The sequence below is a fragment of the Pseudomonas sp. SWI44 genome, assembly GCF_002947915.1.
GTDB classification, from domain to species: domain Bacteria; phylum Pseudomonadota; class Gammaproteobacteria; order Pseudomonadales; family Pseudomonadaceae; genus Aquipseudomonas; species Aquipseudomonas taiwanensis.
The window spans coordinates 1,578,199-1,590,101 of sequence record NZ_CP026674.1 but is presented as its reverse complement, the minus strand read 5'-3'; the positions used below and the strand labels follow the sequence as shown (position 1 = coordinate 1,590,101).

At 62.7% G+C, this 11,903-nt stretch carries 13 protein-coding genes; 9 read left to right on the top strand and 4 right to left on the bottom strand.

Features of this window, described 5'->3' with window-relative positions; genetic code table 11:
- Positions 1-36: 36 nt before the first annotated feature.
- From hmgA to maiA, 3 genes are read left to right on the top strand one after another with little or no spacing between them, the layout of a single operon-like run.
- Positions 37-1,338: a homogentisate 1,2-dioxygenase gene (gene hmgA, locus C4Q26_RS07645; protein ID WP_104882938.1), complete on the top strand. Its 1,302-nt coding sequence runs from the start codon at positions 37-39 to the stop codon at positions 1,336-1,338.
- A gap of 3 nt (positions 1,339-1,341) precedes the next feature.
- Positions 1,342-2,634, top strand: a complete 1,293-nt coding sequence (gene fahA, locus C4Q26_RS07640; protein WP_104882937.1) for a fumarylacetoacetase — start codon at positions 1,342-1,344, stop codon at positions 2,632-2,634.
- A gap of 14 nt (positions 2,635-2,648) precedes the next feature.
- Positions 2,649-3,281: a maleylacetoacetate isomerase gene (gene maiA, locus C4Q26_RS07635; RefSeq protein ID WP_104882936.1), complete on the top strand. Its 633-nt coding sequence runs from the start codon at positions 2,649-2,651 to the stop codon at positions 3,279-3,281.
- On the opposite strand, the gene C4Q26_RS07630 is transcribed toward maiA, so the two are convergent.
- Positions 3,275-4,081, bottom strand: a complete 807-nt coding sequence (locus C4Q26_RS07630; RefSeq protein WP_104882935.1) for a SirB1 family protein — start codon at positions 4,079-4,081, stop codon at positions 3,275-3,277. The genes maiA and C4Q26_RS07630 overlap by 7 nt on opposite strands.
- Positions 4,082-4,205: 124 nt before the next feature.
- Here C4Q26_RS07630 and C4Q26_RS07625 point away from each other — a divergent pair, with 124 nt between their 5' ends.
- Positions 4,206-5,225 (top strand): Glu/Leu/Phe/Val dehydrogenase dimerization domain-containing protein, encoded by a 1,020-nt coding sequence (locus C4Q26_RS07625; protein ID WP_023378735.1) that lies wholly within the window; start codon positions 4,206-4,208, stop codon positions 5,223-5,225.
- A gap of 42 nt (positions 5,226-5,267) precedes the next feature.
- Here the strand turns inward: C4Q26_RS07625 and C4Q26_RS07620 are convergent, their stop codons facing one another.
- Positions 5,268-5,525, bottom strand: a complete 258-nt coding sequence (locus tag C4Q26_RS07620; RefSeq protein WP_023378736.1) for a YebG family protein — start codon at positions 5,523-5,525, stop codon at positions 5,268-5,270.
- Between the two features lie 257 nt (positions 5,526-5,782).
- On the opposite strand from C4Q26_RS07620, the gene C4Q26_RS07615 reads away from it, so the two are divergent.
- A complete protein-coding gene (locus tag C4Q26_RS07615; RefSeq protein ID WP_023378737.1) occupies positions 5,783-6,253 on the top strand; it encodes a phosphate-starvation-inducible protein PsiE in 471 nt (156 codons plus the stop codon).
- 114 nt (positions 6,254-6,367) lie between these two features.
- Positions 6,368-6,670 (top strand): hypothetical protein, encoded by a 303-nt coding sequence (locus C4Q26_RS07610; RefSeq protein ID WP_027908053.1) that lies wholly within the window; start codon positions 6,368-6,370, stop codon positions 6,668-6,670.
- 15 nt (positions 6,671-6,685) lie between these two features.
- On the opposite strand, the gene C4Q26_RS07605 is transcribed toward C4Q26_RS07610, so the two are convergent.
- Both C4Q26_RS07605 and C4Q26_RS07600 read right to left on the bottom strand, forming a co-directional pair.
- Positions 6,686-6,988: a DUF3509 domain-containing protein gene (locus tag C4Q26_RS07605; RefSeq protein ID WP_027908054.1), complete on the bottom strand. Its 303-nt coding sequence runs from the start codon at positions 6,986-6,988 to the stop codon at positions 6,686-6,688.
- Positions 6,989-7,113: 125 nt separating this feature from the next.
- Positions 7,114-7,461 carry an HPF/RaiA family ribosome-associated protein gene (locus C4Q26_RS07600; RefSeq protein ID WP_023378740.1) on the bottom strand — a complete coding sequence of 116 codons (348 nt, stop codon included), beginning with the start codon at positions 7,459-7,461 and terminating at the stop codon, positions 7,114-7,116.
- A gap of 335 nt (positions 7,462-7,796) precedes the next feature.
- Between C4Q26_RS07600 and C4Q26_RS07595 the strand changes: the two genes are divergently transcribed.
- The 3 genes from C4Q26_RS07595 (at position 7,797) to C4Q26_RS07585 (ending at position 11,882) form a co-directional block, all read left to right on the top strand.
- On the top strand, positions 7,797-8,354 hold the full coding sequence (locus C4Q26_RS07595) for an RNA polymerase sigma factor (RefSeq protein WP_023378741.1): 558 nt from the start codon (positions 7,797-7,799) through the stop codon (positions 8,352-8,354).
- Positions 8,351-9,337 carry a FecR domain-containing protein gene (locus C4Q26_RS07590; RefSeq protein ID WP_104882934.1) on the top strand — a complete coding sequence of 329 codons (987 nt, stop codon included), beginning with the start codon at positions 8,351-8,353 and terminating at the stop codon, positions 9,335-9,337. The genes C4Q26_RS07595 and C4Q26_RS07590 overlap by 4 nt, the downstream gene beginning before the upstream one ends.
- Before the next feature lie 154 nt (positions 9,338-9,491).
- Positions 9,492-11,882: a TonB-dependent siderophore receptor gene (locus tag C4Q26_RS07585; protein WP_023378743.1), complete on the top strand. Its 2,391-nt coding sequence runs from the start codon at positions 9,492-9,494 to the stop codon at positions 11,880-11,882.
- Positions 11,883-11,903 lie beyond the last annotated feature (21 nt).

Genomic DNA, 11,903 nt, shown 5'->3' with positions numbered 1-11,903 from the left:
TGCCAACAACGGCTCTGCACGAGCCCGGAGGCATCGATGAACAGTGACACGTCCCCCGACCTTCACTACTTGAGCGGCTTTGGCAACGAGTTTGCCAGTGAAGCGTTGCCTGGCGCATTGCCGGTGGGGCAGAACTCGCCGCAGAAAGCCCCTTACGGCCTGTACGCCGAACTGCTTTCCGGCACCGCCTTCACCATGGCCCGCAGCGAACTGCGTCGCACTTGGTTGTATCGCATTCGTCCCTCGGCACTGCACCCGCGCTTCGAGCGCCTCGAGCGCCAGCCACTGAACGGCCCGCTTGGTGCGAGCACTCCCAACCGCCTGCGTTGGAACCCACAGCCAATCCCCACCGAGGCCACCGATTTCATCGAAGGCTGGCTGCCAATGGTGGCCAACGCGTCGGCGGACAAACCCGCTGGCGTCAGCATCTATATCTACAGCGCCAACCGTTCCATGGAACGGGTGTTCTTCAATGCCGACGGCGAACTGCTGCTGGTGCCGGAGCAGGGACGGTTGCGCATCGCCACCGAGCTTGGGGTCATGGAAGTCGAGCCGCTGGAAATCGCGGTGATCCCGCGGGGCATGAAGTTCCGTGTCGAACTCCTCGACGGCCACGCCCGTGGTTACCTGGCAGAGAACCATGGGGCGCCGCTGCGCATTCCGGAGCTGGGGCCAATCGGTAGCAATGGCCTGGCCAACCCGCGTGATTTCTTGACGCCGGTCGCCCATTACGAAGAGTCCACCGGGCCGGTACAACTGGTGCAGAAGTTCCTCGGCGAGCACTGGGCCTGCGAGCTGCAGCACTCGCCGTTGGATGTGGTCGCCTGGCACGGCAGTCATGTGCCCTACAAGTATGACCTGCGCCGTTTCAATACCTTGGGCACGGTCAGCTTCGACCACCCGGACCCATCCATTTTCACCGTGCTGACATCACCGACCAGCGTCCACGGCATGGCCAACATGGACTTCGTGATCTTCCCGCCACGCTGGATGGTGGCCGAGAACACCTTCCGACCCCCATGGTTCCACCGCAACCTGATGAATGAGTTCATGGGCCTGATCCAAGGCGCCTACGACGCCAAGGCCGAAGGTTTCCTGCCTGGCGGCGCTTCGCTGCATGGCGTGATGAGCGCCCACGGGCCGGATGCCGAAACCTGCGAGAAAGCCATCGCCGCAGACCTTGCGCCGCACAAGATCGACAACACCATGGCTTTCATGTTCGAGACCAGCCAGGTGCTGCGCCCAAGCCGCCATGCCCTCGAATGCCCCCAATTGCAGGCCGACTACGATAGTTGCTGGGCAACCCTGCCGAGCACCTTCAACCCGAACCGGAGATAACCGATGAACCAGACCGCCATTGCCCGCAGCTGGGTAGAGCACGCCAACGGGCATAGCGACTTCCCGTTGCAGAACATGCCATTGGGAATCTTCAGTCGTCCTGGTGAGGCACAGCGATGTGGCGTCGCCATTGGCGATGCCATCCTCGACCTGGAGGCGGTACTGGCCGCCGGCCTGTTCGAAGGGCAGGCCAAGACTGCGGTCGAGGCTACTCGGGGTGGGCAACTGAATGCCTTCTTCGCGCTGGGCCGCAGCGCCCGTGTCGCCCTGCGCGAGCGCCTGTTGGTGCTGCTGGGGGAGCACAGCGAGCATCAGGCTGCCCTCAAGGCCGCGCTGTATCCGGCCGGTGACTGCCAGCTGCACCTGCCAGCCAAAGTCGGCGATTACACCGATTTCTACGTCGGTATCGAGCACGCCAAAAATGTCGGCAAACTGTTCCGTCCCGACAACCCGTTGCTGCCCAACTACAAGTATGTGCCGATCGGCTATCACGGCCGGGCATCGACCCTGCGCCCCTCCGGTACCGAGGTGCGTCGTCCCAAGGGCCAGACGCTGCCGGCCGGGCAGAGCGAGCCGACCTTCGGCCCCTGCGCGCGGTTGGACTACGAGCTGGAGCTGGGCATCTGGATTGGCCAGGGCAATGACCTGGGCCAGGCGATCCCAGTGGGGGATGCCGCCGAGCACGTGGCCGGCTACTGCCTGCTCAACGACTGGTCGGCGCGTGATATCCAGGCCTGGGAGTACCAGCCGCTTGGCCCGTTCCTGTCCAAGAGCTTCATCACCAGCATTTCGCCCTGGGTGGTGACCGCCGAGGCGTTGGAGCCTTTCCGTTGCGCCCAGCCAGCACGCCCTGAAGGCGACCCGCAACCGCTCTCGTACCTGCTGGACAAACGTGACCAGGCCAATGGCGCACTGGACATCGAGTTGGAGGTGCTGCTGCTCACCGAAGGCCTGCGCGAGCAAGGCCTGCCGGCCCACCGCCTGACCTTGAGCAACACCCGCAGCATGTACTGGACCGTGGCGCAGATGGTGGCTCATCACAGCGTCAACGGCTGCCAGCTACAACCGGGCGACTTGTTTGGCTCCGGGACGCTGTCCGGGGCCACGCCTGGCTCCTACGGCAGCCTGCTGGAGATCACCGAAGGTGGCAAGCAGCCGGTAGCCCTGGCCAGTGGCGAAGTGCGCAAGTTTCTCGAAGACGGCGACGAAATCATCCTGCGTGCCCGCTGCACGCGCGAGGGCTTCGCCAGCATCGGTTTCGGTGAATGCCGCGGCAAGATCGTAGCGGCCAATTGAGCGAGGGTCGGCACATGGAGCTGTATACCTACTACCGTTCCACCTCTTCCTTTCGGGTGCGTATCGCCCTGGCGCTCAAGGGCCTGGACTACCTGGCCCTGCCGGTGAACCTGCTCAAGGGTGAGCAGCTCGGTGCAGGTTATGCCGCCATCAACCCACAGGGCCGTGTGCCGGCCCTGCGCACCGATGGCGGTGATGTGCTGGTGCAGTCCCCTGCGATCATCGAGTACCTCGAAGAGGCGTATCCACAGCCTGCACTGCTGCCTGCGGGTACCGAGGACAGGGCCAGGGTGCGAGCTGTAGCGGCGATCATCGCCTGCGATGTCCATCCATTGCACAACGTCAGCGTGCTCAACCAGCTGCGGCAGCTGGGGCATGACGAGTCGCAGGTCAACCAGTGGATCGGCCACTGGATTGGCCAGGGGTTGGCGGCGATCGAACAACTGATCGGTGACGAGGGCTTCTGTTTCGGCGCTTCGCCAGGGTTGGCGGATGTGTACTTGATTCCACAGCTGTACGCGGCCGAGCGGTTCACTGTCGACCTGGGTGCCTACCCGCGTATCCGCCGAGTCGCGGCCCTTGCGCAGCGACACCCCGCCTTCGTGACGGCTCACCCATCCCGCCAGCCGGACACACCGGCTCAGTGAATCGACCGGTTTACCGCCGGTAGCTGGCCGATGCGCTCGGTCAGCTTCAGGCGCTGGATCGGATCGTCGGTCAGCAGCAAGGCATGCTCCAGGTCGAAGCGTTCGGCCTGGGGGCAATCCAGATGCTGGTAAAGCGAGGCCCGGGCCGTGTAGTCACTGGCCTGGACTGGCCCCAGTTGCATGACCCGCTCAGCATCGATCAACGCGGCCAGGTGGTTATCGTTGCTGATGTGCAATTGACGCAGGTTGCGCGACAGTCGCTGCAGCATCTGCGTCGGGCTTGCCACCCGCAGATGTTCGGCGGTCAGTGGCACATGCGGGCCGAACTGGCGGGCCAGCAGTTCGCGGCAATCCGCCGGGTACAGGCGCCGGCCGCCGCAGGGGTCGAGCAGGTGATCGGCACCGGGAACGCGCAGCAGGAAGTGCCCGGGAAAACCAACGCCCTCAAGGGGGATGGACAGCCGTTGCGCAAGCTCCAGGGCCAGTATGGCAAGGGTCAACGGTTGCCCGCGACGACGTTGCAGCACCTTGTCCATCAAGGCTGCCTGTGGGCGTAGCGGGTGGTATTCGTCCTGCTGGAAGCCAAGGGCATTGAGCTGACGCAACAGTGGCTGGGCCAGTTCACACAACGGCAGCATCGGCAGGTTGGCGCTGATCTCACGCTGCAGGTTGTGCACCGTGACAAGGCACGCGGCCGGGTCGACATTTCGGTCGTGCTCGGCGGCGATCCAGAGGGCGGCTTCCAGCAGGGCGACCGGCTGGCGCTCCAGGCAGGTCTGGCAGGCTTGACGTGGGTTCATCGCGCTTCTCCACATACGCTTAACTATTAGCTTTGACGCCCTCGTTCGTCCAGTGGTCCGCCAAAGTGCCTTGGATGGGCTGCCTGCCTATACTCAAAGGAGCACCTCTTGGGGGAGCCAGTTGATGTTCGCGCTGATGCAAAGCACCCGCACCCAGTCAATGCACCTGTGGATCGACCCGACCACAGGGTTGAAGGCTGTGGTGGCGATTCACAGCGAACACCTGGGGCCGGCCATGGGGGGCTGTCGCTACCTGCCGTACGCCGATGACGAAAGCGCCATGACCGATGCCATTCGCCTGGCTCAAGGCATGAGCTACAAAGCGGCGCTGGCTGGTTTGTCGTTCGGTGGCGGCAAAGCGGTGATCATGCGCAACCCGCATGTGGAAAACCGAGCGGCGTTGTTCGAGGCCTTTGGCCGTTTTGTCGACACCTTGCAAGGTCGCTTCATAACCGCCGTGGACAGTGGCACCTCGACCCTGGACATGGACTGCATAGCCCAGAGCACGCCCCACGTCACCAGCACCACCGCCTCGGGTGACCCATCGCCGCATGCTGCGATGGGCGTGTTCGCCGGTATTCGCGCCACGTCCCAGGCTCGCCTGGGCAGTGGCAATCTGGAGGGCTTGCGGGTAGCGGTCCAGGGGTTGGGCAATGTGGGCTATGCCTTGGCCGAGCAACTGCATGCGGCCGGTGCGGAGTTGCTGGTGAGTGACCTGGACCCTGGCCGCGTGCGCCTGGCGGTTGAGCAGTTCAACGCCCACCCGGTGACCAACGACGCCTTGATCAGCACCCCCTGCGACATCTTCGCTCCGTGCGGCGTGGGGCCGGTTCTCACCGGCCAGAGCGTGATGCAGCTGCGCTGCGCGGCGGTAGCGGGATCGGCGAACAACCAGCTCACCACATTGCAGGTGGCGGACCAGTTGGAGGCCCGCGGAATTCTTTATGCGCCCGACTACGTCATCAATGCTGGCGGGTTGATCTATGTGGCCCTCAAGCACCGTGGTGAAGACCTGACCACCATCACCGCGCATCTTGCGCGGATCCCCTCGCGCTTGACCGAGGTATTCGCCCACGCCCAGGCAGAAAAGCGCTCGCCAGCGCGGGTGGCGCAGATGCTGGCGGAACGGCTGTTGTACGGTTGAGAGGCGAAGGCTCATGCTCCTTCGCCTGCTGCGCGCCAGCCGCTATTCGCTCGGCTGAACCAGTTCGCCCAGGGCCGACGCGTTGCTCTTGAACGCAGTAGCGAACACTGCGCGGTTCTTGGCCATGAAGATGCCTGCGTCTTCGGCCTGTTTTTCACTCAGGTTGGCGACATTCTTCAGCAACACTTCGGTGAGCGCCTCGGCGAGTTCGAGCATTTGGTCATGCGCATCGGCGAGTTTGCGGTCCACGAAAAGGGTCTCCAGGTCTCGAGAGCTGCGGTAAAGGGTTTCAACAGCCATTGTTTGGCCTCTTCAGCGAAGGAGAAGGGAAGGTGCTAGGTGATATCTGTATATTCATACAGTATCGACGCTAATGCAATCCTGCATGCTGGCGAACTGGCATTTTTATAGCCCAGTTTGGCGTCGGCGGCCTCTCTCAGGTGTCTTGCGGCGTTCGGTCGCCTTCCAAGAGAGGGGGCCTGGCCCTTTAACTGCATGGCACAAGCGTCACAGGCGTGATGCATCATCCTTCATGTCGTATCGGGGAATGGACAATCGTGAACATCAAATGGGCTGAAAAACTGCGCAAGGGCCTGCACGGCTCGGCCGACTCGCTGGGCAATCTGTGCGTCGAGGCGTTCCACTACTTGGCGCTGTTCGGCATCGGCGCTATCACCGCCTATGCGGCAGTGATGACCTTCCTGGACATGCTGGGCAAAGGCGGCATCAGCGTGGATGACATCCTGCTGCTGTTCATCTACCTGGAGCTCGGGGCGATGGTGGGGATCTACTTCAAGACCAACCACATGCCGATCCGCTTCTTGCTGTATGTCGCCATCACCGCGTTGACCCGCCTGCTGATCGGTGACGTATCGCACCACAAGGCGCCGGACGAAGGGCTGCTGTACCTGTGCGGCGGTATCCTGTTGCTGGCGTTCTCGATTCTGGTGGTGCGCTACGCGTCGTACCGCTACCCGTCGACCAAGGTGCTGGACGCTAACGGCAAAGAATTGGAAGAGGGCAAATGAGGGGCTAGATAGTTAGCGCGGGTGTTAACGCCCCCGGCGGTTCAATGATGTCCGGCGTCGAGTCCTTGATCGCGACACAGGGTCGCGAGCTGCGTACGCCGAATGGAGAACCCCATGACGATTGAAGCTGAAAGCGTCCGCGCTTACCTGACCGAGGCCTTCCTGCCGCTGGGAATCGACCTGGATACGGTGTATGTCACCGAAATTGCCGATGTGATCGATTGCGATGTGGTCGTCTCGCGCAACCTGGTCGATGAAGTCTTGCACCATCTGCGTCGGGGTGAGGAGCCTACCTACGATCAGGGGTTGTTTGGCCTGTTCCACCAACCTGCCACTTTCGACCTTCGTTACCGTGTGCGCGGCCTGCATTTGCTGGACCTCGAAAAAGAGATCGGCAACATGCTGGGTCTTGGCTGACAGCCCACCCCTGCTTCAGTTAGCGACGCCCACGGCGGAGAAATTGCGCGGTTCGGGACGTGGGTCGCGGGTTAGCGCAGCAAGCACCTGCAACGGGTTCTGTCCCAACTCGATGGCCAGGCCCAGGCGAATGCTGTCGATGACACGCTGCAAGCGCACCGGGTCGTTGCGCTGGGCCTGGCTGATCAGGCGCTTGACGACCATGCCGCTATCGTCCGAAAGCGTCAGCATGATACTGCCGTCCAGGCGTTCGATGCTCAGGTTGACCCGGTAGTCGGGGGCGAAGGCGGCGCTGATCTGCTCGAAAGGGTTGTTCATGGTCAGGCTCTGCACGTGATGATTGCAGAAGTTGACCGGCAATCGCTGGCTTGGTTCAGGCGCGATGGCCGACGGAAACGAAAACGCCCGGCGCAAGGCCGGGCGTTGTTGTACATAGGGCTTGATCAGGCGTCAGGATCACTCAGTTCCAGTGCCCCGCGCTTGCTGCGTAATTTGCCGTAGAAGTGCTCCAGCGCATTGTTCAGCTTGCTGGCGGCGCCATCGACGGCCTGGTCCAGCGAGGTGGCGGTGTGGGTCACGGAAATCGGCTGATGGCCTTTCGGGCGAGCCTCCATCTGGCAGCGTTTGTCATGCGGTCCGGGCTTGGCGCCGTTCTCGTCGCGCAGGTGCACCTCGATGCGGGTGAGGTCGTCCTCGTAACGTTCGAGAGTGCTCTGCAGTGTGCTGCGGACCCACTCATTGAGCCGGATGTTGCCTTCGATATGGTTGCTGCTGTTGACCTGGATTTGCATGATTCAATCCTTATTCAGCTTGCTCGCATGGAGGCGTGCCTAGGCCATTGAGGCCCTTGGAATTTCTTCGCCTCTTGACCCTAAGGTCAGGCAACGGCGCGACGATTACAACCCCTTTTTGAAAATAAATTTCCTGTTGCAATTAGCCTGTTGCGGCTACTGCGCAAACAGACTTGCGGCAGTCAGGTCAGGAAAACCGCATTCCCGGCCTTTGCTTATGAGAATTGAAATCATTATTATTGAATGCGGCCTGGCCAGCTATGGCGGCAACTTCACGGCTATCTCAATGACCTGTTTCTGCCGCCCGGGGCGGGTGGCGCTGGCCCTATGAACCCATGAACGAATCAGACTCCGACAGCACAGGCGGGCGTGCACGTTTTCTGCAGGTATTCCTGGCCCAGCGCGCCCGCATGGAAGCGCTGGTCAGCCGGCGGATCGGTTGCCGCGCAACAGCCGCGGACCTGGTCCAGGAACTGTTCCTGCGCTTCTGGCGTCGGCCCGAGGTCAAGGTCGAGGCGCTCGACACTTATCTGCTGCGCTGCGCTGGCAACCTGGCCATCGACCATCTGCGCAGCGAAGGCAGCCGCGAGCGCGTTGCCGAAGCCTCGCTGCCGTTGGACGAAACGCCTGTCGCCCAGGCACCAGAGCAGGCGCTGGAGGTCGAGCACGACCTGCAATGCATCGAAGCTGCGCTGCGGGCGCTGCCCGAACGCACACGGCAGATCTTTCTGCTCAACCGCATTCATGGCTGCAAGTACGGTGAGATCGCCCAAGCCATGCAACTGTCCCAGAGCGCCGTTGAAAAGCATATGATGCGCGCCCTTGAAGCGTGCAAGGCGAGCGTCGCCGAGCCCGTGTCGTCCACACGCAGGCCAGGGAGCGCCCGTCGATGAGCCGCCGTCCGAATTCGATTTCCGCCGCCCAGTCCCAGGCAGCGTTGCACTGGCTCAGCCGCATCAATGAACGGCCAGAGGAAGCGAACGGCGCGGCGTTCAAGCGCTGGCTGCTGGCCGACCCCGCACACCGTGATGCCTATGCCGATGCCCAGGAACTCTGGCGGCTGAGCGCCGCACCGGCTGCCCGACTGGCGCAGGAGGAGCGTGCAGGCTTGCAGCAGTACCTGGACGCGATGGTAGCGACCCCGCGCAGGCGCCGCTGGTCGCGAATGGCAGGGCCCCTGGCTGCAGCGGCATGCCTGGTGTTGGCCTTGGGCACTGCCGGTGGTTGGCATCCAGGCAACTGGCTGCAAGACCTGCAGGCCGACTACAGCAGCACCGGGCGAGTGCGCCAGGTCAGCCTCGCCGACCAGTCGCAGGTCGTGCTGGATGCCGACAGTGCGATTGCCGTCGACTTCAGTCAGGGGGAGCGTCGCGTACGGCTGTTGCGCGGGGCCGCGTACTTCCAGGTGACCCACACCGGCGAGCCGTTCCTGGTAGAGGCGGCAGGTGGTGAAGTGCGCGTGCTGGGAACCCAGTTCGAAGTGCGCGAGCAGGGCGCCGGTGCCCAGGTCACCGTGCGCAGCGGTCGCGTGGCGGTGACGCCGGCTCAGGGCCGGGCTGCTCGTGAGTTGACTGCCAATCAGCAACTGGTCTATGCCGAGGGACGGCCAGGCGAGACCTTGAGTGTGGACAGCGAAACCCGCTTGGCTTGGCGCCAGGGCTGGCTCAATTACTACCAGGTGCCGTTGGCGCAAGTGGTCGAGGATCTGGGGCGTTATTACCCAGGCCGTATCCTGCTGCTCGATGAGCAGTTGGCTCAACGCAAGGTCAGTGGCAGTTTCCCGGTCCAGGACCCTTTGTTGGCGCTGGACTCACTGGGCAAGGTGCTGGGCTTCTCGCGTCAGACGGTCCTTGGGCGTCTGACTGTTGTTCGGTAAGTGTGCAAGCCCAGGGAGGAGCCGGCCTGCCGGCGATGCGGCCGACACAGGTAAAAAATGTTCAAAACAAGGTGAGGTAACGGAACCTGGCGTACGTGTAATGAGTGGAAGTGCGATTCATTCGCAGTAATAACCCTCTCACAGGTCAGCGTCCATGAAGTTCACCCCGCGTTGCATTCCTCTCTGCTTCGGCCTCGCGGCGCTTGGCGCCGTGCCCGTCGCCCCGCTGGTGCAGGCCGCCGAGCAGGTTCAGTTGTATGCCTTCGCTCAGCCCAGCCAACCTTTGGCTCAGGCAATCAACGCTTTCAGTCGCGCCACTGGCCAGAGCGTGGTTTATACCCTTGAACTGCCTGTCATTCAGGCGCCGGCACTCAACGGCAGCTTCAGTGCCGAGCAGGCATTGCAGCAGTTGCTAGGTAATTCCGGCCTGACCTGGCGGCGTGTCGATGCCCGTACCTTGACCCTCGAACCTATGGACACCTCGGGCGCGCTGAACCTGCAAGCCACCACGGTGACCTCGCAGATGGACACCCACAGCTACCAGCCACCAGCGGTAGCATCAATCATGCGTGGGCAAGGACCGACGCAGGACATACCCCAGGCTATCAACGTGGTTCCGGCGCAGGTCATTCGCGACCAGGCCCCACGCAACCTCGACGATGCGCTGACCAACGTCAGCGGCATCACCCAGGGCAACAATTTCGGCGGCACCGCCGACACCGTGATGAAGCGCGGCTTTGGCGACAACCGTGACGGTTCGATCATGCGCGATGGCATGCCCATCGTGCAGGGCCGAAGCCTCAATGCCAGCGCCGAGCGGATCGAGGTGCTCAAAGGTCCGGCCTCGCTGCTGTATGGAATCCAGGACCCAGGTGGCGTCATCAACGTGGTCAGCAAGCGGCCACAATTGGAGCAGTACAACGCGCTGACCGTTCGAGGCTCCACCTATGGGAGCGGCAAGAACGGCAGCGGTGGCGGGTTCGACAGCACCGGCGCGTTGGGTGACAGTCAATTCGCCTACCGCCTGATCGTCGATCATGAAGACGAAGACTACTGGCGCAATTACGGCGTGCATCGCGAGTCTTTGGTCGCGCCGTCGCTGGCCTGGCTGGGCGAAGACACCCAAGTGGTACTGGCCTACGAGCACCGCGAGTTTCTCTACCCCTTCGACCGCGGCACCGCCTTCGGCAGCGATGGCCATCCGTTGAACATCCCGGCCACCCGGCGCCTGGACGAGCCGTTCAACGACATGCAAGGGCGCTCTGATCTCTACCGTCTGGAGGTCGACCACCAGCTGGCCGATGACTGGAAACTGCACGTCGGCTACAGCTTCAACCGCGAGACCTACGATGCCAGCCAAGTTCGCGTGACCGGCGTGAACGAAGCCAATGGCACCCTCAAACGCAGCATCGATGGCACCCACAACGCCATGAGCCGCGACCAGTTCGTCACGGTCAGCCTCAACGGCAATGTCGAACTGGCGGGCATGCAGCATGACCTGTTGCTCGGTGCCGACCACGAGGACCGCAAGATCTTTCGCGGCGACCTGATTCGCCAGAGCAGCCAGTCGACCTTCAGCTACCTCAACCCAGTCTATGGCCAGGAAGTGGAGGGCAGCACCGTGCGGGCCAGCGACAGCGACCAGACCGACAAGCTGCGTACCGATGCGCTGTTCTTCCAGGACGCGCTGCACCTGGACGACCATTGGATCCTGGTGGCCGGCGCGCGTTTCCAGCAGTACGACCAGTACGCCGGACGCGGTCGCCCGTTCAAGGCCAACACCGACACCAGCGGCCAGGCCTGGGTGCCGCATGCAGGCATCGTGTACAAAGTGGACGAGCAATTGTCGTTCTACGGCAGCTACAGCGAGTCGTTCAAGCCTAACTCGAGCATTGCCCCGTTGACCGGCGGGCTGGTACTGGACTCGTCCATTGCGCCGGAGGAGGGCAAGTCCTGGGAGATTGGCGCCAAGCTCGATGTGCCTGGCAAGCTCACCGGTACCCTGGCGCTGTTCGACATCACCAAGCGCAACGTGCTGGTGGCCAACTTCGATACCAGCAGTGGCGAAACCGTGTACAGCAACGCCGGCGAAGTCGGTTCGCGAGGCGTCGAACTCGATCTCACCGGCCAGTTGAGCGAGCGCTGGAGCCTGATCGGCAGCTATGCCTACACCGATGCAGAAGTCACCAAGGACCCGGAGCTCAAGGGCAATCGCCTGCAGAACGTGGCCAAGCACAGCGGCTCGTTGTCGGCGGTGTACGACTTCGGCAGTCTGTTCGGCGGCGACAACCTGCGCCTGGGGACAGGAGTGCGTTATGTGGGGGAGCGGGCAGGCAACGCGACCAACACCTTCGACTTGCCGTCCTACACCGTGGCCGATGCGTTCGCCAGTTACGAAACCAAGCTGGACGAGCACAAGGTACGCCTTCAGTTGAACGTGAAGAACCTGTTCGACAAGGTGTACTACAGCTCGGCCGTGAATCAGTACTTTGTCGCGATAGGCGATGCGCGGCAGGTGAGCTTGTCCAGCACGCTTGAGTTCTAGGAATGTGGGGCTGCAGTGCGG

Bases quoted from the DNA above. Each gene is read 5' to 3' on its own strand.
- C4Q26_RS07585 (WP_023378743.1), top strand. From the start codon at position 9,492: ATGAAGTTCACCCCGCGTTGCATTCCTCTCTGCTTCGGCCTCGCGGCG.
- C4Q26_RS07600 (WP_023378740.1), bottom strand. From the start codon at position 7,461: ATGCAAATCCAGGTCAACAGCAGCAACCATATCGAAGGCAACATCCGG.
- C4Q26_RS07620 (WP_023378736.1), bottom strand. From the start codon at position 5,525: ATGGCTGTTGAAACCCTTTACCGCAGCTCTCGAGACCTGGAGACCCTT.
- C4Q26_RS07630 (WP_104882935.1), bottom strand. From the start codon at position 4,081: ATGAACCCACGTCAAGCCTGCCAGACCTGCCTGGAGCGCCAGCCGGTC.
- maiA (WP_104882936.1), top strand. From the start codon at position 2,649: ATGGAGCTGTATACCTACTACCGTTCCACCTCTTCCTTTCGGGTGCGT.
- C4Q26_RS07590 (WP_104882934.1), top strand. From the start codon at position 8,351: ATGAGCCGCCGTCCGAATTCGATTTCCGCCGCCCAGTCCCAGGCAGCG.
- C4Q26_RS07595 (WP_023378741.1), top strand. From the start codon at position 7,797: ATGAACGAATCAGACTCCGACAGCACAGGCGGGCGTGCACGTTTTCTG.
- hmgA (WP_104882938.1), top strand. From the start codon at position 37: ATGAACAGTGACACGTCCCCCGACCTTCACTACTTGAGCGGCTTTGGC.
- fahA (WP_104882937.1), top strand. From the start codon at position 1,342: ATGAACCAGACCGCCATTGCCCGCAGCTGGGTAGAGCACGCCAACGGG.
- C4Q26_RS07610 (WP_027908053.1), top strand. From the start codon at position 6,368: ATGACGATTGAAGCTGAAAGCGTCCGCGCTTACCTGACCGAGGCCTTC.
- C4Q26_RS07625 (WP_023378735.1), top strand. From the start codon at position 4,206: ATGTTCGCGCTGATGCAAAGCACCCGCACCCAGTCAATGCACCTGTGG.
- C4Q26_RS07605 (WP_027908054.1), bottom strand. From the start codon at position 6,988: ATGAACAACCCTTTCGAGCAGATCAGCGCCGCCTTCGCCCCCGACTAC.